The sequence below is a fragment of the Pantoea sp. B65 genome, from assembly GCF_047308185.1.
Classification (GTDB): Bacteria; Pseudomonadota; Gammaproteobacteria; order Enterobacterales; family Enterobacteriaceae; genus Erwinia.
In genome coordinates this window covers 165,310-188,630 of record NZ_JAHXPU010000041.1, presented here as the reverse complement: position 1 = coordinate 188,630, position 23,321 = coordinate 165,310, and the positions used below count along the sequence as shown (strand labels likewise).

At 53.4% G+C, this 23,321-nt stretch carries 19 protein-coding genes; 10 read left to right on the top strand and 9 right to left on the bottom strand.

Going from position 1 to position 23,321, the window contains the following annotated elements:
• Nucleotides 1-29 precede the first annotated feature (29 nt).
• Together asnS and pncB are read right to left on the bottom strand one after the other, a co-directional pair.
• Nucleotides 30-1,430: an asparagine--tRNA ligase gene (asnS, locus tag JWF83_RS21220; RefSeq protein WP_413652436.1), complete on the bottom strand. Its 1,401-nt coding sequence runs from the start codon at nucleotides 1,428-1,430 to the stop codon at nucleotides 30-32.
• A gap of 182 nt (nucleotides 1,431-1,612) precedes the next feature.
• Entirely contained in the window at nucleotides 1,613-2,818 is a 1,206-nt protein-coding gene (gene pncB, locus JWF83_RS21215; RefSeq protein WP_413652435.1) for a nicotinate phosphoribosyltransferase, read from the bottom strand.
• A gap of 259 nt (nucleotides 2,819-3,077) precedes the next feature.
• Between pncB and pepN the strand changes: the two genes are divergently transcribed.
• Together pepN and JWF83_RS21205 are read left to right on the top strand one after the other, a co-directional pair.
• The gene (gene pepN / locus JWF83_RS21210; protein ID WP_413652434.1) at nucleotides 3,078-5,693 is read left to right on the top strand and encodes an aminopeptidase N; all 2,616 of its coding nucleotides are present in this window, start codon (nucleotides 3,078-3,080) and stop codon (nucleotides 5,691-5,693) included.
• A gap of 139 nt (nucleotides 5,694-5,832) precedes the next feature.
• Nucleotides 5,833-6,288, top strand: a complete 456-nt coding sequence (locus JWF83_RS21205) for a tlde1 domain-containing protein (RefSeq protein WP_413652433.1) — start codon at nucleotides 5,833-5,835, stop codon at nucleotides 6,286-6,288.
• 296 nt (nucleotides 6,289-6,584) lie between these two features.
• Here JWF83_RS21205 and ssuB read toward each other — a convergent pair whose 3' ends face one another.
• From ssuB to ssuE, 5 genes are read right to left on the bottom strand one after another with little or no spacing between them, the layout of a single operon-like run.
• The gene (gene ssuB / locus JWF83_RS21200) at nucleotides 6,585-7,373 is read right to left on the bottom strand and encodes an aliphatic sulfonates ABC transporter ATP-binding protein (RefSeq protein WP_413652431.1); all 789 of its coding nucleotides are present in this window, start codon (nucleotides 7,371-7,373) and stop codon (nucleotides 6,585-6,587) included.
• Nucleotides 7,370-8,161 carry an aliphatic sulfonate ABC transporter permease SsuC gene (ssuC, locus tag JWF83_RS21195; protein WP_413652430.1) on the bottom strand — a complete coding sequence of 264 codons (792 nt, stop codon included), beginning with the start codon at nucleotides 8,159-8,161 and terminating at the stop codon, nucleotides 7,370-7,372. The genes ssuB and ssuC overlap by 4 nt, the downstream gene beginning before the upstream one ends.
• 9 nt (nucleotides 8,162-8,170) lie before the next feature.
• Nucleotides 8,171-9,316: an FMNH2-dependent alkanesulfonate monooxygenase gene (gene ssuD / locus JWF83_RS21190; RefSeq protein ID WP_413652428.1), complete on the bottom strand. Its 1,146-nt coding sequence runs from the start codon at nucleotides 9,314-9,316 to the stop codon at nucleotides 8,171-8,173.
• A gap of 11 nt (nucleotides 9,317-9,327) precedes the next feature.
• Nucleotides 9,328-10,290, bottom strand: coding sequence for a sulfonate ABC transporter substrate-binding protein (locus JWF83_RS21185; RefSeq protein ID WP_413652426.1), 963 nt, complete (start codon nucleotides 10,288-10,290; stop codon nucleotides 9,328-9,330).
• 10 nt (nucleotides 10,291-10,300) lie between these two features.
• The gene (ssuE, locus tag JWF83_RS21180; RefSeq protein WP_413652424.1) at nucleotides 10,301-10,852 is read right to left on the bottom strand and encodes an NADPH-dependent FMN reductase; all 552 of its coding nucleotides are present in this window, start codon (nucleotides 10,850-10,852) and stop codon (nucleotides 10,301-10,303) included.
• A 257-nt stretch (nucleotides 10,853-11,109) separates the two neighbouring features.
• Between ssuE and pyrD the strand changes: the two genes are divergently transcribed.
• Both pyrD and JWF83_RS21170 read left to right on the top strand, forming a co-directional pair.
• On the top strand, nucleotides 11,110-12,120 hold the full coding sequence (gene pyrD / locus JWF83_RS21175) for a quinone-dependent dihydroorotate dehydrogenase (protein ID WP_413652422.1): 1,011 nt from the start codon (nucleotides 11,110-11,112) through the stop codon (nucleotides 12,118-12,120).
• A 185-nt stretch (nucleotides 12,121-12,305) separates the two neighbouring features.
• The gene (locus JWF83_RS21170; RefSeq protein WP_413652421.1) at nucleotides 12,306-12,851 is read left to right on the top strand and encodes a cell division protein ZapC; all 546 of its coding nucleotides are present in this window, start codon (nucleotides 12,306-12,308) and stop codon (nucleotides 12,849-12,851) included.
• Nucleotides 12,852-12,908: 57 nt separating this feature from the next.
• On the opposite strand, the gene JWF83_RS21165 is transcribed toward JWF83_RS21170, so the two are convergent.
• On the bottom strand, nucleotides 12,909-14,030 hold the full coding sequence (locus JWF83_RS21165; protein WP_413652419.1) for a YcbX family protein: 1,122 nt from the start codon (nucleotides 14,028-14,030) through the stop codon (nucleotides 12,909-12,911).
• 376 nt (nucleotides 14,031-14,406) lie between these two features.
• Here JWF83_RS21165 and rlmKL point away from each other — a divergent pair, with 376 nt between their 5' ends.
• The 6 genes from rlmKL (at nucleotide 14,407) to rmf (ending at nucleotide 22,374) form a co-directional block, all read left to right on the top strand.
• The gene (gene rlmKL, locus JWF83_RS21160) at nucleotides 14,407-16,524 is read left to right on the top strand and encodes a bifunctional 23S rRNA (guanine(2069)-N(7))-methyltransferase RlmK/23S rRNA (guanine(2445)-N(2))-methyltransferase RlmL (RefSeq protein ID WP_413652418.1); all 2,118 of its coding nucleotides are present in this window, start codon (nucleotides 14,407-14,409) and stop codon (nucleotides 16,522-16,524) included.
• A gap of 5 nt (nucleotides 16,525-16,529) precedes the next feature.
• Nucleotides 16,530-18,440, top strand: a complete 1,911-nt coding sequence (locus JWF83_RS21155) for an ABC transporter ATP-binding protein (protein WP_413652417.1) — start codon at nucleotides 16,530-16,532, stop codon at nucleotides 18,438-18,440.
• A 20-nt stretch (nucleotides 18,441-18,460) separates the two neighbouring features.
• A complete protein-coding gene (pqiA, locus tag JWF83_RS21150; RefSeq protein WP_413652416.1) occupies nucleotides 18,461-19,729 on the top strand; it encodes a membrane integrity-associated transporter subunit PqiA in 1,269 nt (422 codons plus the stop codon).
• Complete coding sequence (pqiB, locus tag JWF83_RS21145; protein WP_413652414.1) at nucleotides 19,716-21,359, top strand: intermembrane transport protein PqiB; 1,644 nt, start codon at nucleotides 19,716-19,718, stop codon at nucleotides 21,357-21,359. The genes pqiA and pqiB overlap by 14 nt, the downstream gene beginning before the upstream one ends.
• Nucleotides 21,356-21,928 carry a membrane integrity-associated transporter subunit PqiC gene (gene pqiC / locus JWF83_RS21140; protein ID WP_413652412.1) on the top strand — a complete coding sequence of 191 codons (573 nt, stop codon included), beginning with the start codon at nucleotides 21,356-21,358 and terminating at the stop codon, nucleotides 21,926-21,928. Before pqiB ends, pqiC begins: the two co-directional genes overlap by 4 nt.
• A 278-nt stretch (nucleotides 21,929-22,206) precedes the next feature.
• Nucleotides 22,207-22,374, top strand: a complete 168-nt coding sequence (gene rmf / locus JWF83_RS21135) for a ribosome modulation factor (RefSeq protein WP_413652489.1) — start codon at nucleotides 22,207-22,209, stop codon at nucleotides 22,372-22,374.
• Nucleotides 22,375-22,456: 82 nt separating this feature from the next.
• On the opposite strand, the gene JWF83_RS21130 is transcribed toward rmf, so the two are convergent.
• Entirely contained in the window at nucleotides 22,457-23,092 is a 636-nt protein-coding gene (locus JWF83_RS21130) for a hypothetical protein (protein WP_413652410.1), read from the bottom strand.
• Nucleotides 23,093-23,321 lie beyond the last annotated feature (229 nt).

Sequence of the window (23,321 nt, the reverse complement as noted above, 5' to 3'; positions counted from 1 at the left end):
TATGAATTTCTTATATTTAATGCCGAAAATTAGAAACTCGCGTTGCGTGGCGTGCGTGGGAAGGGGATAACGTCTCTTACATTTTGTACGCCGGTGACATAGGCGATTAATCGTTCGAAACCTAATCCAAAACCTGAATGCGGTACTGTGCCATAGCGACGCAGATCACGATACCACCAGTAATCTTCTTTATTCAGTCCCATCTCTGCGAGACGGGCATCCAGCACATCCAGACGCTCTTCACGCTGGGAACCACCGATAATTTCGCCAATGCCTGGCGCCAGTACGTCCATGGCGGCGACCGTTTTGCCATCGTCATTCATACGCATATAGAAAGCTTTGATGTCTTTCGGATAGTTTTTTACCACTACCGGCGCTTTAAAGTGTTTCTCTGCCAGATAACGTTCATGTTCGGAGGAGAGATCGATACCCCAGGAGACATCGTTTTCAAATTTCTGGCCGGAGGCTAACAAGATATTGACGGCATCGGTGTAATCGACCTGAGCAAAATCGGTGGTGACAAAACGTTCCAGGCGCGCAATGGCGTCTTTGTCTACACGCTCAGCAAAGAAGGCCATATCATCAGCGCGTTCGTCGAGCACCGCTTTAAAGACATACTTCAGCATCGCTTCCGCCAGTGCGGCGGCATCATCAAGCGTCGCGAAGGCAATTTCCGGCTCCAGCATCCAGAATTCAGCCAGATGGCGACTGGTATTGGAGTTTTCCGCACGGAAGGTCGGGCCAAAGGTGTAGATTTTTGACAGCGCGCTGGCGTAGGTTTCGCCATTCAGCTGGCCGGAAACCGTCAGGAAGGCCTCTTTACCAAAGAAATCTTCGCTGAAATCCACTTTACCCTGCGCGTCACGCGGCAGGTTTTCCAGATCCAGCGTCGAGACGCGGAACATTTCACCGGCGCCTTCGGTATCCGAAGCGGTGATCAGCGGCGTTGATACCCAGAAATAACCATTCTCATGGAAGAAGCGGTGCAGAGCCTGCGCCAGAGTATGGCGCACACGCGCCACGGCGCCAATCAGGTTAGTACGCGGGCGCAGGTGGGCGACTTCACGCAGATACTCGATGCTGTGGCGTTTGGCGGCCATCGGATAAGTATCAGGATCGTCAACCCAGCCGACGACTTCAACGGCGGTTGCCTGGATTTCAAACTGCTGGCCTTCGCCAGGCGAGGCAACGACTTTACCGGTGACAATCACTGAGCAGCCGGTGGTCAGGCGCAATATTTCATCCTGATAATTATTCAGAGAATTATTTACGACAGCCTGAACGGGATTAAAGCAGGAACCGTCATAAACGGCGACAAAGGAAATACCGGCTTTTGAATCTCTTCGGGTACGTACCCAGCCGCGTACGGTGACTTCGCTGTCAACCGCGACCCGGCCATGCAGTACATCCGCTACAGGCACTACGCTCATAAATTTCTCTCTTTAATTGTGATCTGATTTGAATATTAAGGGCCCCCAAATTGGGGGGTCTTGCTATGTTACTTGCCGTCAGGCAGGACACAAGAAGAATTAGCGGCAGAAGATAAGATTTCTTAAGGCGATAGCGTGCGCAAAGTGATGCCGGGGGCAACTCAGTTTGCCCCCGGCGGGTGTTAACTGGCTTTTTTCACCAGTGGCAGATCAAAGGCTTTACGCAGGGCGCGAACAAAAGCCTGATCCTGGCAGATGGTTTTCCCCGGGCTGTCGGAGAGTTTTGCCACCGGCTTACCATTACACTCAACCAGCTTGATAACGATATTCAGCGGCTTGACCTGCGGAATATCGCAGGTAAGGCGGGTACCAATACCGAAGATCACATTGGCGCGCTGACCAAAGTGACGATACAGACTGACCGCTTTTTCCAGATCCAGATTATCGGAAAATACCAGGGTTTTGCTGAGCGGGTCGATATCCAGCCGCTGATAATGGGCGATGGCTTTTTCACCCCATTCCAGCGGGTCGCCGGAATCATGGCGCAGCCCCTGATAGTGACTGGCAAACGCCGGCCCGAAATCCCGCAGGAAAGCATCCATGGTAATGCAGTCGGTTAAGGCGATGCCGAGTTGGCCGTCATACTCATCCAGCCATGCCTGCAACGCTGCGCGCTGGCTGTTGGCCAGTACCGGACTGATCTGCTGATGGGCCTGGAACCATTCATGGGCCTGGGTCCCCACCGGCGCAATGCCGAGCTTACGGGCGATATCGTAGTTACTGGAACCGACCAGCCACGGGAACTGCTGCTGCAGCGTGCTGACAATGGCCAGTTGCACCTCGCCAGAGAAGCGGCGGCGAGTACCGAAGTCCATTAGCTTAAAGCGCGACATATCAAGATCGGCGGTCAGAGTGTTAAATGCCGTCAGCTTACTGTGCAGATGTTCAACCGCCATCGCGCTGGTCACCCAGGGTGAGCGATGGCGATGCACCACTTCACTGATCAACGCCAGCAGCGGAACTTCCCACATGATCACTTCGCGCCACGGACCGGTGATGCGAATATCCAGTTTGCCCTGATGATTACGTACCCGCACCTGGGCGGGGTCGAAGCGGAAATCACGCAGCCAGTCGAGATAGTCCGGTTTAAAGAACGGCAGGCCGGAGAGGTAAACATACTCCTCATCACTCAGCGCCAGTGAAGCCATCAGGGCAATCTGCTGAGAAATTTCATCAGCATAAACACCCAGTAAATCGTCACCCCGGCAGCGAAACTCAGCCGCAACGGAAACGTTGTGATAGCGATGAAACACGGCTTGCTGCATATGTAGCTTATAAGCGTCAGTATCAAGCAGTGTCGTCAATATCGGGGAAGCGTGTCGTGTCATGGTGCGTTTCAGCATCCTCTCGCGCAGAGCGTTATCCCTGGTGATAAGTAAGATGTCTCAATTAAGAGGCGAAGTATAACCGGATATTATATTTAATGAACCCGATCACAGCACAAATCAGCCGGTTGGGTCGAGGTTAAAAAGTGCCATTGTTAATGGGATGTATCAATTGCTGCGATTGACGGCATTCGACGTGGCAACATGCACGTAACAGGAATAGACTTGAATGGATTAACTTTTATGACGTGAGAAGGATTCTATGACGCAACAGCCTCAAGCTAAATATCGCCATGATTATCGTGCGCCTGATTACACTATTACTGATATTGATCTGACTTTTAACCTTGATGCCAGCACTACTCAGGTGACGGCGGTGAGTCGGATCAAGCGCCTCGGCGCCAGCAATGCCGCATTGCGCCTGGATGGCGAAGATTTGACGCTGATTTCGCTGGAAATTGATGGCCAGCCGTGGCGTCATTATCAGCTGGAGGAGGGCGCGCTGCTCATTGAACAGCTACCAGAAGCCTTTACGCTAAAAATTGTTAACGAAATTCACCCGGATAAAAATACCGCGCTGGAAGGGCTGTATAAATCTGGTGAAGCACTCTGTACCCAGTGTGAAGCGGAAGGTTTCCGTCATATCACCTGGTATCTTGACCGTCCGGACGTACTGGCGCGTTTTACCACCACCATTATTGCCGAGCAGGCGCGTTATCCTTTCCTGCTATCCAACGGCAATCGCCTCGACAGCGGTACCATGGAAGACGGTCGCCACTGGATGAAGTGGCAAGATCCGTTCCCCAAACCCTGCTATCTGTTTGCGCTGGTCGCCGGTGATTTCGATGTGCTGCGTGACAGTTTCACTACCCGTTCGCAGCGTGAAGTCGCGCTGGAGATCTACGTCGATCGTGGCAATCTCGATCGCGCAGACTGGGCGATGACTTCGCTGAAAAACAGTATGAAATGGGATGAGGAGCGTTTTGGCCTCGAATACGATCTCGATATCTTTATGATCGTCGCCGTGGATTTCTTCAATATGGGGGCGATGGAAAATAAAGGCCTGAATGTCTTTAACTCCAAATATGTACTGGCAAAAGCGGAAACCGCCACCGATAAAGATTACCTCGGTATTGAAGCGGTGATTGGCCATGAGTATTTCCATAACTGGACCGGCAACCGTGTAACCTGCCGCGACTGGTTCCAGCTCAGCCTGAAAGAGGGGTTGACGGTATTCCGCGATCAGGAGTTCAGCTCCGATCTCGGTTCGCGTGCAGTTAACCGTATTGATAATGTGCGTGTCATGCGCGGTTCACAGTTCGCTGAAGACGCCAGCCCGATGGCGCATCCGATTCGTCCCGATCAGGTTATCGAGATGAATAACTTTTATACCCTGACGGTGTATGAGAAAGGCTCGGAAGTGATCCGCATGCTGCATACCTTACTGGGTGAAGAGAACTTTCAGAAAGGGATGCAGCTCTACTTTGAGCGCCATGATGGCAGCGCCGCGACCTGTGATGATTTTGTGCAGGCGATGGAAGATGCGTCGAATGTCGACCTGGCGCAGTTCCGCCGCTGGTATAGCCAGTCCGGTACGCCGGTGCTGTCGGTGCGTGACGACTACAATCCGGACCTTGAGCAGTACACCCTGCATGTCACGCAGATGACGCCGCCGACCGCCGACCAGAAAGAGAAGCTGCCGCTGCATATTCCGCTGGATATTGAACTGTATGATGGCGAAGGCAAGGTAATCCCGCTGCAGCATAACGGTCATGCGGTACACAACGTGCTGAATGTCACCGAAGAGTTCCAGACTTTTGTCTTTGATAACGTCTGGTTCCAGCCGGTGCCGTCACTGCTGCGCGAATTCTCCGCGCCGGTGAAGCTCGACTATAAGTGGAGCGATGCGCAACTGACCTTCCTGATGCGTCACGCCAGCAACGATTTCTCACGTTGGGATGCCGCGCAGAGTCTGCTGGCGACCTATATCAAATTGAATGTGGCGCGTCATCAGCAGGGACAGCCGCTGTCGCTGCCGTTGCACGTGGCCGATGCCTTCCGTGCGGTGCTGCTGGATGAAAACAGCGATCCGGCGCTGATGGCGCTGATTCTCAGCCTGCCGGGTGAGAACGAAATCGCCGAACTGTTTGAAATCATCGACCCTGAGGCCAATGCGGCAGTGCGTCATGCGCTGATGCTTACCCTGGCCACGGAGCTGGCGGATGAGTTGCTGGCGGTATATCGCGCGAATCACAGTAGTGAGTACCGGGTTGAGCATGCGGAGATTGGCAAGCGTGCGCTGAAAAATGTCTGTCTCAGCTATCTGGCGCTGAATGATGTGACGCTGGCGGAAAAGCTGGTGACCACCCAGTATCAGCAGGCGAACAATATGACCGACGCGCTGGCGGCGATGTCGGCAGCGGTGGCGGCGCAGTTGCCGTGTCGCACTGCGTTGCTGGCGGACTTTGATGATCGCTGGCACCAGGATGGCCTGGTAATGGATAAATGGTTTGTGCTACAGGCTACCAGCCCGGCGGCGGATGTGCTGTCCCGGGTACGTGAACTGCTGCACCACCGTTCCTTTAGTCTGGGAAATCCAAACCGCATTCGTTCACTGATTGGTGCTTTTGCCTCGGCGAATCCGGCGGCGTTCCATGCTATCGATGGCAGCGGCTATCAATTCCTGGTGGAGATCCTTAGCGATCTGAACACCCGCAACCCACAGGTTGCCGCACGAATGATTGAACCGTTGATTCGTCTGAAGCGTTACGATGCCACTCGTCAGGGGCTGATGCGTCAGGCGCTGGAACAGCTGAAAGGTCTGGATAAACTTTCCGGTGATCTGTATGAGAAGATCAGTAAAGCATTAAACGCGTAATAAATAGCGGGCGGCAAAATGCCGCCTGCACTCTCTGTTTTGTGATAACACCCTCATTTCTACCCCATCAATCGTTAAACACCATGTTTTCTTTGCCTGCGTCTGGATAAAATTACTCCTGCCATAAGGGATGGCAGGAATGACTGTAAAGGACTCACTATGCAAATCTGTCGGCTTGATTATCAAAATTTGTATGAAAATGGCGCAAAGGCCAGATTTCATTGCTATGGCGTGGGAGCATTTGAGGTGTTCTCAGGTGATCGTCCCTTTTCAAACATGCCAGAGTGTGCCGATATTCCTTATGCAGCTTTACCTCTCCGTGTGGTTCGGACTGTTTAGTTTTCAGATAATGAACGACTGGCTTTATGTCAACGGCGTCAGGCGTGGGCAGTTCAGGTTGCATCCGCTGCGCCCCAATGGCTCTGGTACTTCATGGGGTTGTATTACGTTTTTCCGTATGCATGATTTTGCTATGGTCAGGCAGGCATTGCTGAGCAGGAAAAAGGTTCGGGTTCCTGGTCACTCTGAGTTGATGGCTTATGGTCGTGTTGATGTGACAGGGAGCCGGGATTTTGGTTTATGCAAACTGCGCTAAGTACGGCAAAAAAACGTTAATCTTTCTGGTCTGTTTCTTTAGCATATTTATTGTGTCACGCCAGATCGGCCCATTGAAAAGTTTTCTCTATTCAACCTCTCTAATGCTGGAAACGATGCTATTCAATCTGGGCTGGAGGTTGCCAGGACAGGACAGTGAGGGGAGTTGGATCGAATTCTTCACCATTTTGTTTTATCTGTTAGTCATGACGATAATTTTATACAGATTAATTTCCCGCTGGTTGAAGCATTAAACGCGTAATAAATAGCGGGCGGCAAAATGCCGCCCGTTTTTAATCAGCCGCGGGCATAACGTTTTTCCGCTGGCGACGGCGCACGTTTCATTACCCGATCCAGCACTTCGGCTTCCAGCTCCGCCAGTTTCGCCGATCCCCGCCGTCGCGGGCGTGGCAGGTCAACCAGCAAATCCAGTCCGACATTGCCTTCCTCAATCAACAGTACCCGATCTGCCATCGCCACCGCTTCGCTGACATCATGGGTGACCAACAGTACGGTGAAGTGATGCTGCTGCCAGAGGGATTCGATGAGTCCCTGCATCTCAATACGTGTCAGCGCATCCAGCGCCCCCAGGGGTTCATCCAGTAACAGTAAACCGGGTCGATGAATCAGCGCCCGCGCCAGCGCCACACGCTGTTTCTGGCCGCCGGAAAGAGCGGCGGGCCACTCACCGGCGCGATCCGCCAGTCCGACCGCCGCAAGCGCATCCAGCGCTGCACTGCGCCAGGACTTACCGCGTAAACCGAGTCCGACATTATCAATCACGCTTTTCCACGGCAGCAGACGCGCATCCTGAAACATCAGGCGCGTATCATCGCGCGACGCGCTCAGGGGGGCACTCCCTGCCAGTAGCTCGCCGGAGCTGGTGGTTTCCAGCCCGGCCAGCAGGCGCAGCAGGGTGCTTTTACCACAGCCGCTGCGACCGACCACCGCCACAAACTGCCCGGCCGGAATATGCAGATTGATATTATTAAGAATAGTGCGTCCGCTGTACTGCTTACCGACACCATTAATCACCAGTGGCATACCGGCATTGAGACGCGCCGGAGAGGTTGCTAACTCGCTCATGCGTTTTCCTCTTTTAGTTGATATGCCGGATGCCAGCGTAGCCAGACACGCTCAAGCAGCAGCGCACTGACATCAGCCAGTTTCCCGAGCAGGGCGTAAAGAATAATGGCGACCACCACCACATCGGTTTGCAAAAATTCACGCGCATTCATTGCCAGATAGCCAATGCCGGAATTGGCTGAAATGGTTTCGGCGACAATCAGTGTCAGCCACATCAGGCCGAGGCCAAAGCGCACGCCGACCATAATGGATGGCAGGGCGCCTGGCAGGATCACCTGCACAAACAGGCTCCAGCCCGACAGGCCATAACTGCGCGCCATTTCCACCAGACCGCTGTCGATGTTACGAATGCCATGCCAGGTATTCAGATAGATGGGGAACAGGGTACCGAGGGCGACCAGAAAGATTTTGGCGGTTTCATCAATACCAAACCACAGGATCACCAGCGGGATCAGCGCCAGATGCGGCACATTGCGCAGCATCTGAATCGATGTATCCAGCAGGCGTTCACCCCAGTGCGACATGCCGGTAATCAGTCCCAACAGCAGGCCTATCGAACCGCCGATACTGAAACCGATCACCGCACGCCAGCCGCTGATCGCCAGATGTTGCCACAACTCCCCGCTGGCGGATAAACGCCAGAAGGTGAGCACAATATTTTCCGGCGACGGCAAAATGCGCGTCGACAACCACCCGTTTTGCGAGGCAACTTGCCAGACTACAATCAGTAGTGCCGGCAGTGCCCAGGGAACCAGCTGGTTAACCACCCGGTTGCGTCGCTTGCTCATCGTCACCTCTTAGCTTTGCGATACTTTTTGCGGGGCGAAGCCATGTGCCACTGCTTCACCGTGGGCTGATATTTTAGACGGCTGTGGGATCGTCGGCACGTTCAGGTCCAGATGTGGGAACAGCAGTTCGCCGACGCGATAAGCTTCTTCCAGATGGGGATAGCCGGAGAGAATAAAGGTCTCAATCCCGAGGTCGGCATATTCCTGCATCCGCGCCGCCACCGCCTCACCATCACCCACCAGCGCAGTACCGGCGCCGCCGCGTACCAGACCGACACCGGCCCACAGGTTCGGGCTGATTTCCAGCTTGTCACGGCGTCCGCCATGCAGGGATGCCATACGTTGCTGGCCCACTGAATCGGTACGGGCAAAGGCCTGCTGCGCTTTGGCAATGGTGGCATCGTCAAGATGGGAGATCAGCCGCTCAGCCGCCTGCCAGGCTTCTTGATTGGTTTCGCGTACGATGACGTGCAGACGGATACCAAAACGCACGCTACGCCCCTGTGCCGCCGCTTTAACGCGTACCGTTTCAATTTTCTCTTTCACCTGTGCCGGAGGTTCCCCCCAGGTCAGATAAACATCCACCTGCTCTGCGGCCAGATCCTGCGCCACATCCGAGGAGCCGCCAAACCACAGCGGCGGACGCGGTTGCTGCACCGGTTTAAACATCAGGCGCGCACCGCGCACATGAATATGCTTGCCTTCATAATCGACGGTTTCTCCTTCCAGCACCCGGCGCCAGACGCGGGTAAACTCTGCCGATTCGGCATAGCGCTCGCGGTGGTCGAGAAACACGCCGTCTCCGGCCAGCTCTTCAGGATCGCCGCCGGTGACCAGATTAAACAGGGTGCGGCCATTAGAGAGGCGGTCAAGGGTTGCTGCCTGACGCGCAGCCTGAGTAGGGGAGATCACCCCCGGTCGCAATGCCACCAGAAAACGCAGACGCTGGGTTACCGGGATCAACGAAGCCGCGACCAGCCACGCATCCTCACAGGAGCGACCGGTCGGGATCAGTACGCCAGCAAAACCCAGACGATCGGCAGCCTGGGCAATCTGCTGCAGGTAGCCGTGATCAACCGGACGTGCACCCTCAGCGGTACCAAGATAATGGCCATCACCGTGAGTAGGCAGAAACCAAAAAACGGAAAGACTCATGATGCGCTCCTTTATGGGTTTACCGGGCTGTCGTGCCAGATGCGATCGGCAATATTGACTTTCACCGGCATTAAATGATTTTCATAAAACAGATCGGCGGTCTGTTGCTGCGCTTTGACAGTTTTCTCATCGACCGGCGTAATTGCCGTTGGCGGACGGTGGCTGAGATAGCTGGCAATCACCGGTTTCGGCAAGCCCATCGCCTGCGCCAGCAGGTCGATGCTTTGTTCAGTCTGCGTACGCGTCAGGGCATCTGCCTGAGTAAAAGTATCCAGTACCTGACGAACAAAGGCGCCATGGGCATGGGTAAAAGTACGGCTGGCGAGATAGAAGGAGCCGGTCTGATTCAGATCGGTGCCATCTTTTAACACCCGGACATCGCCCTGCAACCATGCCGCAGAGTAGTAAGGATCCCAGATCGCCCAGGCATCCACGTCGCCTTGCTGGAATGCCGCGCGGGCATCGGCCGGCGTCAGATAAGTAGCTTTGATATCGCTGAAACTCAGACCGGCCTGGCGTAGCGCGCGTAGCAGCAGATTGTGGGAGCTGGAACCTTTCTGAAAGGCAACTTTATGCCCTTTCAGGTCCGCCACGGTGTTCAGCGGGCTGTTTTTCGGCACCAGAATCACTTCCGCTTTTGGCTTTGGTGGCTCCACGCCGACATACAGCAGGTCAGCGCCGGCGGCCTGGGCAAAAATCGGTGGAATATCGCCGGTGCTGCCGATATCAATGCTGCCGACATTCAGCGCCTCCAGCATTTGCGGTCCGGCGGGGAATTCAACCCAGCGGATGTCAGTGGCGGGAAATCTTTTCTCCAGTAACTGATGGGATTTCGCCAGCACCATGCTGACCGACCCCTTTTGATAGCCAATACGGAACTGTGCGGGGGCTGGCGCATCGGCGCTGGCCTGGCCGCTGAAAGCCAGCAAGGCGCTCAGTGCGACGCCAGAAAGCAGGGAAGTTAATCCTTTCATACCGGGCTCCTTATACTGCGGTGGCCAGCGTATGATGTCGTCTTGACAGCGCCTGCCAGAAGGCATCCAGCGACTCATCCAGACGCGCGGCCAGCACCTGATTCACTTCCGGCTGGCGATCGTAATGGGTGATTTGCGAATCATCAGCAAAAACGCCGTGTAACACTTCCTGCGCCTTCAGCGCGTTCAGTACCGGCTTCAGGGCGTAATCCACCGCCAGCATATGCGCGACAGTGCCGCCCGTCGCCAGCGGTAATACCACTTTATGCTCGAGTGCGCGCTCGGGCAGCAGATCCAGTAGGGTTTTCAGCGCGCCAGAGAACGAAGCTTTATATACGGGCGTGGCGACAATTACCCCGTCGGCACTCTCCAGGTCCTGTTTCAGCGCCAGCAGAGCGGGTGAGTCAAAACGCGCGTAGAGTAAGTCTTCAGGCTGGAAGTTGTGCAGATTCCATGGAATCACTTCAACGCCACGCTTTTCCAGCTCCGTCTGGCAAAGGGTTAACAGTGCCGTGGAGCGTGAAGGATAGCGAGGGCTTCCCGCCAGAGTAATAACGCGCATAAAGACTCCTTATAACTAAAAGTTATTGATTAATCTTAATTCAGAACAGATGAGGTTATCCTGACAGAGGCGCGGGAGGCGATTAAATGATTTATCCGGGAAATCTAAGTCAGATTTGAGATAAGAAGTGCAATCAGCGGCATGCTGTGGGAAAACGTTTGCGTTTATTTCACCTGATTTGTTTCAGATCCTGTTTTTTCTTCTCTTTATCCCGGATAATACCGCCCCGATTTGCCATCGGGAATTCAGGAGTATGCATGTACTATCCTTTCGTTCGTAAAGCGCTGTTTCAGCTCGATCCAGAGCGGGCGCATGAACTGACTTTTCAGCAGTTACGCCGACTTTCCGGCACCCCATTTGAAGCCTTAATCCGGCAGAAATTACCGTCCAGACCGGTAAAATGTATGGGGCTGACGTTTAAAAATGCATTAGGACTTGCCGCAGGGCTGGATAAGGATGGCGAGTGCATTGATGCTTTAGGCGCCATGGGCTTTGGGTTTGTTGAGGTCGGCACCGTGACGCCACGCCCGCAGGCTGGTAATGACAAGCCACGTTTGTTCCGTATTGTTGCCGCCGAAGGGATCATCAACCGGATGGGTTTCAACAATCTGGGCGTCGATCATCTGATCGAAAACGTCAAGAAATCGCACTTCACTGGCATTCTCGGCATTAATATCGGCAAGAATAAAGACACGCCGGTAGAGCAGGGCAAAGATGATTATTTAATTTGCATGGAGAAGGTCTATCCCTATGCGGGTTATATTGCCATCAATATCTCTTCGCCGAACACCCCGGGTTTACGTAGCCTGCAATATGGGGAAGCATTAGACGAGCTGTTGGCGGCGATTAAAATAAAGCAGAAAGATCTGGAAAAAATCCATCACAAATATGTGCCGGTAGCGGTAAAGATCGCGCCGGATCTGTCGGAAGAGGAGTTGATCCAAATAGCCGGCAGCCTGCTGCGTCATAATATTGATGGTGTGATCGCCACCAATACCACCCTCGATCGTTCTCTGGTTGCCGGTTTAAAAAATTGTGACGAGGCGGGAGGTTTAAGCGGGCGTCCGGTTCAGTTACGCAGTACGGAAGTGATTCGCCGTCTGGCTCAGGAGCTGGAAGGCCGCATTCCGATTATCGGTGTCGGCGGCATTGATTCACTGGTTGCTGCGCGTGAGAAAATCGCGGCCGGCGCCACGCTGGTGCAAATATATTCCGGCTTTATCTTTAAAGGTCCGTCGCTTATTAAAGAGATTGTGACGCAATTGTGACCTGCCGATAGAGCAATTCTGCGCTAAATTGGCCAGAGGCTTTATTTCTGCCTCTGGCTCGTTTATATTTTATCCCATTCAGTCATTATTTAGTCTATTATTCATTTTGCCGTTGAGTTTCGTTTTGTATCTGCAAGGTGCAGGAGAGCGGCGTTAGTAACAATTTATTTCTTAAAGGGCGTACCATGAGAATTAAACCTGACGACAACTGGCGTTGGTTTTTTGACGCAGAGCACGATCGAATGATGCTCGATCTGGCGGATGGTATGCTATTCCGTTCCCGTTTCCCGCGCAAAATGCTCACCCCTGATGCTTTTGCCGTGTCGGGTTTCTGCGTTGATGATGCTGCGCTGTTCTTTACCTTCGATGAAAAGTGCCGCATGGCGGATCTGAATGCCGATCAGCGTGCGGAACTGGTACTGAATGCGCTGGTGGCCACCCGCTTCCTGAAACCGCTCATGCCTAAAAGCTGGCATTTTGAAAGTTATCACCACGCTGAATGGCGTCCGGGTGAGGGCGATATGGTACGGGTTAAGCTGTGTGAAAATGGCCAGCTGGCGTGTTTACTGGTGGTGGAAAGCGGTGAAAATGCCGCGCTTTGTCTGTTGGCGCAAAGTCAGCTAACCCTGGCGGGACGTAATATGGTGCTGGGCGATGCGATCAAAGTTATGCATGACCGCCTGCTGCCCCAGGCAAAAAAAGAAGCCTTGCGCTACGACCAGGCGGTATAACGGCGGCAGCCATACATGACTGCCCTGCATAATTACGCCCGGCGCTAAATAAATCTGTCAGGTCAGTTCTATATCGCCAGCCGGAATACAACTACACGCCAGAATAGTGCCATCGTTACGAATGGCGCCCTGCTTCATGGCTCTGACCTCGCCGGAAACCAGCGTCATTTTACAGCTGCCACAGATGCCGGCGCGGCAGGAGTAGGGGATACTGTGTCCCTGCATCTCTAACTGCTCCAGTAAAACCTGCTGGTTATTACCGCTGAAACTGCCGCCCTGATAACCAATGGTAACGTTGCCTGCCGCCTGCGGTGTGACCTGCAGGGTTTCCACTACCTTGCCGGCGCCATACGGGCGCGGTGGTTTGCTTTTCAGCACTTCAAGCTGGTCGCCAACACGGATAACACCGCTGTTGCGTGCAATCAGATTCAGGCCAAAATCAACATCACCACTGTCATCCAGTGCGCTACGGAAAGATTGTAAGCTGGTCAGCGGCTCGCCGCCGGGATGTTTGCGTCCGCGCTCCGGACTGACAGTGGTGAATATGCAGCGACTGCAGGGTTTCGGCACCTCAAAAGTAATATCGCCAATGCGTATCACCGACCAGCTATCTTCCGCCCAGGGCGCGGCGCCAGTCACCACCAGGTTTGGACGAAACTGCTCCACTTTGACGCTGGCCGGACAGCGCTGCTGCAAATCGAACAAAGAGGCATCGTTAACCAGCAGAAACGGATAGCCGTCGGCAAATCCCAGCGGCACTTCAGGCTTTTTCTTCACCCGGCGCGTCATTTCCGCGCCAACCCAGCGCAGCTGTACCGGACGCGGAAAGAAGCCGCTCAGCCAGCGATTAATACTTTCCGGGGCGATCAGCGCGGTAAAATGGTTGCCCCAGACTTCAGTCGGCGCGGATTCAGCCGCGAAATCAGTAAAGCGCACGTTGGCGCTGCTGCCATCCGGCGCGCTCAGCCAGAGACCCTCCAGCGTCAGCGCCGGGGTAAATAGCACCATTTGCGGAAACTGGCGGGCGGTAATAAATTTTCCATCAGGCTCGGTGATCATAAAGATACGATCAAAAGCGAGGCCGCTTTCCAGCACCCGGGCGTGGGAAAGCTGTAGTCCGCGCATCGATTTAACCGGATGAATAAACAGGCGTGACAGAGTGACAGATGTTGTATGCATAAGCTTTTTGATGATTTGAAATAGTGATAAAAGCATACCTTTATTCAGCGATTTCCACACTATAACAAGCTGCGGATTTTGCCATTGATTGCAGGGAGTGCTGTGACGCAAATAATATGATTTCAGCAGGTAAACAACCCTCTCACCGTACAAATGCTAATTGATTCGGTAATATCAGGCCGCTGGGGTGATTAAAGCTGATAAAACCTTGCAGCAGCGCCAGGGATGGGGCAGATGTCCCGCTGATCGCTAGCGTTCTGTTGCCCGCGAGGCTGCCACCCCGAAGATAGCTTGCAGCGTGATGGTCAATATTTATGACATGCGCCCGTGATTAGCTATAATGCGCAACAATTTTCTCAGGACAGTAAGTGACGATATGAATTCTCTGTTTGCCAGTACGGCGCGTGGGCTCGAAGAGCTATTAAAAAGTGAACTGGAAGCGCTGGGTGCGCATGACTGTCAGGTCGTCCAGGGCGGCGTACATTTTCAGGGAGACGATCGTTTACTCTATCAGAGCCTGATGTGGAGTCGGCTGGCGTCGCGCATTCTGTTGCCGTTAAGCGAATGTGGCGTCTACAGCGACCTCGATCTCTATCTTGGCGCCCAGGTGATTGACTGGACGGCGATGTTTGACAGCGACCGTACCTTTGCCGTGCACTTTAGCGGCACCAATGAGGTGATTCGCAACAGCCAGTTTGGTGCGCTGAAGGTGAAAGATGCCATTGTCGACAGTTTTACGCGCAAAAATCTGCCGCGTCCGAATGTCGATCGTGAACAACCTGATATTCGCGTAAACGTCTGGCTGAATAAAGATACCGCCAGCATTGCCCTCGATTTGAGCGGCGACGGGCTGCATATGCGTGGCTATCGTCAGCAGGCTGGCCAGGCGCCGTTAAAAGAGAACCTGGCCGCAGCGATTGTGATGCGCTCTGGCTGGCAGGCGGGCACCCCGATGATCGATCCGATGTGTGGTTCCGGCACGCTGCTGATCGAAGCCGCGATGATCGCCAGCGACCGTGCTCCGGGTCTGCATCGTACCCACTGGGGCTTCCTCGGCTGGAACCAACATAACGACGCGCTATGGCGCGAAGTGGCCAGCGAAGCCCAGGTGCGTGCGCGTCGTGGCCTGCAGGAGACTACGTCACGTTTCTGGGGTTATGACAACGACCCACGGGTGATGGAACGTGCGCGCGCCAATGCGCGTCGTGCCGGGCTGGCGGATTTAATTAGCTTTGAGGTGCAGGATGTCTTAAAGCTGGCGAACCCGTTGCCGGAAGGTCCGGCCGGTACGGTATTGAGTAACCCGCCTTACGGCGAACGTCTGGAAAGCGAACCGGCGCTGATTGCGCTGCACAGCCAGCTGGGGCGCATTATGAAAAGCCACTTTGGCGGCTGGAATCTGTCGCTGTTCAGCGCCTCGCCGGAACTGTTAAGTTGTTTACAGCTGCGCGCTGAGCGGCAGTTTAAAGCGAAAAATGGTCCGCTGGATTGTGTGCAGAAAAACTATCAGCTGGTTGCCAGCACCACCGCTGGCGGCGTGGCGCAGATTGCGGAAGATTATGCGAACCGCCTGCGCAAAAATCTGAAGAAGCTGGAAAAGTGGGCGAAACAGGAAGGCATCGAGTGCTACCGCATTTATGACGCCGATCTGCCAGACTATAATGTGGCGGTCGATCGTTACGGTGACTGGGTGGTGATTCAGGAGTATGCTCCGCCAAAAACCATCGATCCCAATAAAGCCCGCCAGCGTCTGTTTGATGTGATTTCAGCCACGCTCAGCGTGCTCGATCTGCCCGCTAATAAGCTGGTAATGAAAACGCGTGAAAAGCAGAAGGGCAAAAGCCAGTATCAGAAACTTGGCGAGAAGGGCGATTTCTTCGAAGTTTCCGAATTTAATGCCAAATTATGGGTTAATCTGACCGACTACCTCGACACCGGTCTGTTCCTTGACCACCGTATCGCCCGTAAAATGCTGGGGCAAATGAGTAAAGGAAAAGATTTCCTCAACCTGTTTGCCTATACCGGTAGCGCCAGTGTGCATGCCGGACTGGGTGGCGCGCGCAGTACCACCACGGTGGATATGTCACGTACCTATCTGGAATGGGCAGAACGCAACTTACGTCTGAACGGACTCACTGGCCGTCAGCATCGTCTGATGCAGGCCGATTGTCTTAGCTGGTTGCGGGAAAGCGATGAGCAGTTCGACCTGATCTTTATCGATCCGCCGACCTTCTCAAATTCAAAACGTATGGAAGAGAGCTTTGATGTGCAGCGCGACCATCTCGCGCTAATGACCGACCTGAAACGTCTGTTGCGTAAGGGCGGCACCATCATGTTCTCCAATAACAAGCGCGGATTCAAAATGGATCAGCAGGGGCTGTCAGACCTCGGTCTGAGTGCGCAGGAAATCACGGCAAAAACCCAGTCACAGGATTTTGCCCGCAACCGTCAAATTCATAACTGCTGGCTGATTACTCACGCTGGTAAGGAATAAGTTTTATGTCACTGATCAGTATTCATGGCGCTTACCTGTCATTCAGCGATGCGCCGCTGTTGGATAACACTGAACTTCATATTGAAGAGAATGAGCGTGTCTGCCTGGTAGGCCGTAACGGCGCCGGAAAGTCGACGCTAATGAAGATAATCAACGGTGAACAGCCGCTGGACGATGGCCGTATTATTTACGAACAGGATCTGATTGTGGCGCGTCTGCAACAGGATCCGCCACGTAATGTGCAGGGGACGGTGTATGACTTTGTCGCCGAAGGCGTGGCCGAGCAGGCCGAACATCTGAAGGCTTATCACGCGATCTCCCATATTGTGATGGAAGATCCCAGCGATAAAAACCTGAATGAGATGGCGCGTTTGCAGACCATTCTTGACCATCAGAACCTGTGGCAGCTTGAAGGGCGCATCAATGATGTGCTGGAACAGATTGGCCTCGAGGCGGATGCGCTGCTTTCATCACTCTCCGGTGGCTGGCTGCGTAAAGCGGCGCTCGGGCGCGCGTTGGTCAGCAACCCGCGGGTGCTGATGCTGGATGAGCCGACCAACCACCTGGATATTGAAACTATCGACTGGCTGGAAGGTTTCCTGAAAACTTTCCAGGGCAGCATTGTTTTTATTTCCCATGACCGTTCTTTTATCCGCAATATGGCGACACGCATTGTCGATCTGGATCGCGGCAAGCTGGTCTCCTGGCCAGGTGATTACGATCAGTATCTGCTGGGTAAAGAGGAAGCGCTGCGCGTTGAAGAGATGCAGAATGCTGAATTCGACCGCAAACTGGCCCAGGAAGAGGTGTGGATCCGTCAGGGTATTAAGGCACGCCGCACGCGTAACGAAGGCCGTGTACGTGCGTTAAAAGCCTTGCGCCGCGAACGTTCAGAGCGTCGTGAAGTGATGGGCAAAGCCAATATGTCGGTGGGAGAGGCCTCACGCTCCGGTAAGATTGTCTTTGAGCTGGAAAATGTTGATTACAGCGTCTCCGGCAAGCAACTGGTGAAAGGGTTCTCCGCTCAGGTACAGCGTGGTGATAAAATCGCGCTGGTGGGGCCGAACGGCTGTGGTAAAACCACGCTGTTGAAACTGATGCTGGATCAGCTGAAAGCTGATAGCGGTCGCGTGCATATTGGTACTAAGCTGGAAGTGGCTTATTTCGATCAGCACCGTGCGGAGCTGGATCCGGACCGTACGGTGATGGATAACCTTGCTGAAGGTAAACAGGAAGTGCTGGTGAACGGTAAACCGCGCCATGTGCTCGGTTATCTGCAGGACTTCCTGTTCCATCCTAAACGCGCTATGACGCCGGTACGTGCGCTGTCAGGCGGGGAGCGTAATCGTTTGTTGCTGGCGCGTCTGTTCCTGAAACCCAGTAACCTGATGATCCTCGATGAACCCACCAACGATCTCGACGTGGAAACGCTGGAGTTGCTGGAAGAGCTGATCGATGGCTATCAGGGCACGGTGTTGCTGGTCAGCCACGATCGTCAGTTTGTCGATAATACCGTTACCGATTGCTGGATCTTTGAAGGCAATGGTGAGATTGGCTGCTTTGTTGGCGGCTATCACGATGCCCAGCTGCAGCGTGCGGCTTATAAGCAGACCCGTGCCGCCAGCAAACCAATCACCGCTGGCAAAACGGACAGCGCGAAAAGCGAAGCTGTTAAACGTCCGGCCAGCAAACTCAGCTATAACCTCCAGCGTGAACTGGAGTTGTTGCCGCAAAAGCTGGAAGAGCTGGAGAATAAAATCAGCGCTCTGCAGGCGCAGATGGGCGATGCCAGCTTCTTTAACCAGCCGCATGACAAGACCCAACCGGTACTGGATGCGCTGGCAAACACCGAGCAGGAGCTGGAAACCGCCTTTGAGCGTTGGGAATACCTTGAATCCCTGAAAAACGGTGCCTGAAACTACGGGAGAAAAAGGGTATGTGCGCGTCGGACCACACGCATCAATGGATGCTTTGCCCTCAATGTGACCTGATGACACAGCTGCCGGTAATCCATCCCGGCAGCAAGGCGAGCTGTCCGCGCTGTCACACCACATTAGTCTCAAACTGGATTGAGCCGCGCAAGCGGCCAACCGGCTATGTGATTGCCGCGCTTTTTATGCTGCTGCTCGCCAATCTCTTTCCCTTTGTTAACATGCAGGTCGCCGGCCTGAGCAGCCAAATCACCCTGATGCAGATCCCACAGGTGATGGTTTCCGAAAACTACAGCAGTCTTGCAACGCTATTTCTGCTGTTGGTGCAGGCCGTCCCGGCGTTCTGCATGGTGGCGATTCTGCTGCTGGTCAATCAGGTGCGTATGCCGTCAGGATTACGGCGCTGGATGGCGCGCATCCTGTTTCAGCTGAAAAGCTGGGGCATGGCGGAGATCTTTCTTGCTGGCGTACTGGTCAGTTTTGTAAAACTGATGGCCTATGGCGATATCGGTATCGGCAACAGTTTTGTACCCTGGTGTCTGTTTTGTATGCTACAGCTGCGTGCTTTTCAGTGTGTCGATCGGCGCTGGTTGTGGCAACGAGTGACGCCAATGCCGCCATTACCGGTGAAACCGGTGGCGGGGATTAGCGGTCTGCGGCAGGGCGTGCGCTCCTGCCGTTGCTGCACCGCTATCCTGCCTGTCGATCAACTCCACTGTTCACGCTGCGGTACTGCTGGTCATGCCCGGCGCAAACATAGCCTGCAGTGGACGCTGGCGCTGTTGATTACCTCGCTGGTGCTCTATATTCCCGCCAACCTGATGCCGATTATGGTGACCGAAGCGCTTGGTAACCAGATTAACTCTACGATTATGGCCGGGGTGATCCTGCTATGGAGTGATGGTTCTTATCCGGTGGCGCTGGTGATCTTTATTGCCAGTATTATGGTGCCGACACTGAAGATGATTGCCATCGGCTGGTTGTGCTGGGATGCGCAAGGGTATGGCCGTCATGATGGCGAAAAGATGCATCTGATTTATGAAGTGGTTGAATTTGTCGGACGTTGGTCGATGATTGACGTATTTGTTATTGCCGTGCTCTCTGCGCTGGTGCGCATGGGGCGGTTAATGAGTATTTATCCCGCACAGGGAGCGCTATTGTTTGCGATGGTGGTCATTCTGACCATGTTCGCCGCAATGACCTTTGATCCGCGCTTAACCTGGGATCGAGTACGCGAAAAAAGTCTTAAGGAGCCGAGCGTTGACGGAAAATAATCACGGCGTCGCCAAAGTCGAGCAGATCAAACGCTGGTCGCCCGTCTGGATCATTCCGATCGTTACCATTCTGATTGGGGCATGGATCCTGTTTTATCACTTCAGCCATCAGGGGCCGGAAGTCACTCTGATTACCACCAATGCCGAAGGGATTGAAGGGGGTAAAACCACCATCAAAAGCCGTAGCGTGAATGTGGGCATCGTTGAAAGTGCGGTACTGAGTGATGACCTGCACCATGTTGAAATCAAGGCGCGCATGAATTCCGGTATGGAAAAACTGTTGCATGCGGATAGCGTCTTTTGGGTCGTGAAACCACAGATTGGCCGTGAAGGGGTGTCAGGACTGGGAACACTACTCTCTGGCGCCTATATCGAACTTCAGCCGGGTAGCAAAGGGGATAAACCGGACCGCTATGATCTGCTGGATGCGCCCCCGCTGGCGTCACCTGATGCAAAAGGGATCCGTATTAACCTCGACAGTATGAAGGCTGGTCAGCTGAACGCAGGCGATCCGGTGCTGTTCCGTGGCTACCGCGTGGGTTCCGTGGAGACCAGTAATTTCGATGCTGATAAACGCGTCATGCGCTATCAACTGTTTGTTAGCGCCCCCTACGATCGTCTGATTACCAGTAATGTGCGTTTCTGGAAAGACAGTGGTATTGCGGTGGATATGTCAGCATCAGGGATGCGTGTGGAAATGGGCTCGCTGACCACCTTGTTCAGCGGCGGCGTTAGCTTTGATGTGCCGGATGGGCGCGAACTGGGTATGCCGGCGGAAAATAATGCGGAATATCAGTTGTTCGACGATCAGCGCAGTATTCAGGATTCGCTCTATACCGAGCATACCGATTTTGTCATGTTCTTTAGCGACTCAATTCGTGGTCTGCAGCCGGGAGCCCCGGTCGAGTTCCGCGGTATTCGTCTCGGAACCGTGGCGCAAGTGCCGTTCCTGGTGCCGGGTACCAATCAGGAGTTGAATACCGATTACCGTATACCGGTGCTGATCCGTATTGAACCTGAGCGTTTCCTTGACCGTCTGGGTAAGGGTTTCAGTCTTGAGCAGCATCTGCAGGAAGGTAAGAAACGCGGCCTGCGCGCCTCACTGAAGTCCGCTAACCTGTTGACCGGTTCACTGTATATCGATCTCGATTTCTATGAGGGGTTGAAACCCTATGCCGGTCCGGCTACGGCTGGCGGTTATGAGATTATCCCGACCACCAGTGGTGGCCTGAACCAGATTCAGCAGAAACTGATGGCGGTACTGGATAAGGTTAACGCGTTGCCGTTGAACCCGATGATCAATGAGGCAACCAATACTCTGGCAGAAAGTCAGCGCACATTACGTGAATTGCAGAAGACCCTTGATAACCTTAATCAGATCACTTCCAGCCAGTCGATGAAGGATCTGCCGCAGGATATGCAGCAGACCTTACGTGAACTGAATCGCAGCATGAAGGGCTTCCAGCCTGGCTCCCCGGCTTACAATAAAATGGTCGGTGATATGCAGCGTCTGGATCAGGTACTGCGTGAACTGCAGCCGGTATTGAAAACGCTAAACGGTAAGAGCAATGCGCTGGTGTTTGAAGCGAAACCCGGTCAGGACCCACAGCCGAAGAGGGCGAAACAATGATGAAATGGATTCCGCTGGCCATGGCGCTGGCGTTGAGCGCCTGTAGCAGCACGCCAGAGACCACTTACTATCAACTGCCGGCGGCGTCCGCCGGCCAGTCTGACAGCGCTGGCAGCGCCAGCTCTCCGCCGCTGCTGTGGGTCGAGCATGTTTCGGTGCCGGATTATCTCGCCGGTAATGGTGTGGTTTATCAGACCAGTGATGTGCAGTATGTTATCGCGGCTAATAATCTGTGGGCCAGTCCGCTGGACCAGCAGTTACAGCAGACGCTGGTCAGTAATCTTAGCGCCGCGCTGCCGCAGTGGATTGTTTCGGCTTCGCCGGTGGGGGAACAGCACGATACGCTCAATGTTAACATCAGCGGTTTTCATGGTCGCTATGACGGCAAGGTTATCGTGAGCGGCGAGTGGCTTTTGCAGCATAACAACCAGCTGATTAAACGGCCATTCCAGCTTGCACTGGCGCAAAATGAAGATGGTTACGATGCGTTAGTAAGAACGCTGGCTAAAGGATGGCAGCAGGAAGCGCAGCAAATTGCTAATGAGATATCCCGCTTAAAACAGAAATAATTTTTCTTTAGCGCTAAGTCCTTGATTGTCAGTGGGAGACCATTTTTGAGAATCAGGGGCTTTTTATTTTCAAATTCAAGTGGTTAGAAAGTGTTTTTCTGCCGCGATTCTCTGACCTGACTGATAATTTTAAGCCAAATTTATGACATTGGCGTGAATTTTGCGCATTGATCTTTCTAATTTTAGAATGTAGAACTTAAATGTGGCTGCACATTCTGTGACCACTGTTTTCTTTGATACCAAATTCCAGCAGACCTGAATGAGGGAAACGAGGCATGATGAAGAGACAGAAACGTGACCGCCTGGAACGGGCGCACTCACGGGGTTATCAAGCGGGAATCACCGGACGCTCAAAAGAGATGTGTCCCTATCAGTTGATTGATCAACGATCTCACTGGTTGGGAGGTTGGCGACAAGCCATGGAGGACAGAGCGGTTACCGTGTAACTGACTGTTTATTTAAGGGAAGTTAACCTCCGCTGAGTGCGGAGGTTTTCGTTTCTGGCGTTCGGAAAATGCCAGCCGACAATTATAATGATTTTGTGATAATCGGCGTCATTAGCGCTACCAGTACCGGGATGATTAACGAAGTCAGCAGAATGCCCAATAACCACTTCTGGAATGATTCAAACCGCGTATTGATAGCCTCAAACTGAGCGCTGAACCTGGTGTCCATTGCATCAAATCGGGTACTGAACCTGGTGTCCATTATATCAAATCGGGTACTGACCTTTGCGTCCAGTGCATCAATTTGGCTACTGACCTTTGCGTCCAGTGCATCAATTTGGCTACTGACCTTTGCGTCCAGTGCATCAATTTTGTCATTGAACTTTGCGTCCATTGCATCAATTTGGCTACTGAACTTTGCGTCCATTGCATCAAATCGGGTACTGAACTTTGCGTCCATTGCATCAAATCGGGTACTGAACCTTGTGTCCATTGCATCAAATCGGGTACTGAACCTTGTGTCCATTGCATCAAATCGGGTACTGAACTTTGCGTCCGTTGCGTCAAATCTGGCATTGACTGATTCAAACTTGCTATCCAGCTTTTCTTCTACTGTCTTCACATCCGAACGAAGCTCACGGATATCCTGCTTCATATCAGTGAGGGTGATATCGATATGTCGGACATCTGACTCAAGCCTTGCAACTCTGGACTCCATACCATCATCTCCGCTACCCCCGCTATGTCTGGGAGCCTTCCAGTCAGCTACTGTCGATTTAGTCTGATTTCTGCTCATATTTTACTCGCTGCTTCCTTTCTTGTCATGGGTATCTATCCACTGATAAACAGGGCGTACAGAAAACGCATCGCTGCAACTGCCAGAGTATGCGACTTGTTGACGCCTATCTTATCCATACCTGAACAGCGCGCAATAAAATGATCTTTTT

Bases quoted from the DNA above. Each gene is read 5' to 3' on its own strand.
- asnS (WP_413652436.1), bottom strand. From the start codon at position 1,430: ATGAGCGTAGTGCCTGTAGCGGATGTACTGCATGGCCGGGTCGCGGTT.
- pncB (WP_413652435.1), bottom strand. From the start codon at position 2,818: ATGACACGACACGCTTCCCCGATATTGACGACACTGCTTGATACTGAC.
- pepN (WP_413652434.1), top strand. From the start codon at position 3,078: ATGACGCAACAGCCTCAAGCTAAATATCGCCATGATTATCGTGCGCCT.
- JWF83_RS21205 (WP_413652433.1), top strand. From the start codon at position 5,833: ATGACTGTAAAGGACTCACTATGCAAATCTGTCGGCTTGATTATCAAA.
- ssuB (WP_413652431.1), bottom strand. From the start codon at position 7,373: ATGAGCGAGTTAGCAACCTCTCCGGCGCGTCTCAATGCCGGTATGCCA.
- ssuC (WP_413652430.1), bottom strand. From the start codon at position 8,161: ATGAGCAAGCGACGCAACCGGGTGGTTAACCAGCTGGTTCCCTGGGCA.
- ssuD (WP_413652428.1), bottom strand. From the start codon at position 9,316: ATGAGTCTTTCCGTTTTTTGGTTTCTGCCTACTCACGGTGATGGCCAT.
- JWF83_RS21185 (WP_413652426.1), bottom strand. From the start codon at position 10,290: ATGAAAGGATTAACTTCCCTGCTTTCTGGCGTCGCACTGAGCGCCTTG.
- ssuE (WP_413652424.1), bottom strand. From the start codon at position 10,852: ATGCGCGTTATTACTCTGGCGGGAAGCCCTCGCTATCCTTCACGCTCC.
- pyrD (WP_413652422.1), top strand. From the start codon at position 11,110: ATGTACTATCCTTTCGTTCGTAAAGCGCTGTTTCAGCTCGATCCAGAG.
- JWF83_RS21170 (WP_413652421.1), top strand. From the start codon at position 12,306: ATGAGAATTAAACCTGACGACAACTGGCGTTGGTTTTTTGACGCAGAG.
- JWF83_RS21165 (WP_413652419.1), bottom strand. From the start codon at position 14,030: ATGCATACAACATCTGTCACTCTGTCACGCCTGTTTATTCATCCGGTT.
- rlmKL (WP_413652418.1), top strand. From the start codon at position 14,407: ATGAATTCTCTGTTTGCCAGTACGGCGCGTGGGCTCGAAGAGCTATTA.
- JWF83_RS21155 (WP_413652417.1), top strand. From the start codon at position 16,530: ATGTCACTGATCAGTATTCATGGCGCTTACCTGTCATTCAGCGATGCG.
- pqiA (WP_413652416.1), top strand. From the start codon at position 18,461: ATGTGCGCGTCGGACCACACGCATCAATGGATGCTTTGCCCTCAATGT.
- pqiC (WP_413652412.1), top strand. From the start codon at position 21,356: ATGATGAAATGGATTCCGCTGGCCATGGCGCTGGCGTTGAGCGCCTGT.
- rmf (WP_413652489.1), top strand. From the start codon at position 22,207: ATGAAGAGACAGAAACGTGACCGCCTGGAACGGGCGCACTCACGGGGT.
- JWF83_RS21130 (WP_413652410.1), bottom strand. From the start codon at position 23,092: ATGGAGTCCAGAGTTGCAAGGCTTGAGTCAGATGTCCGACATATCGAT.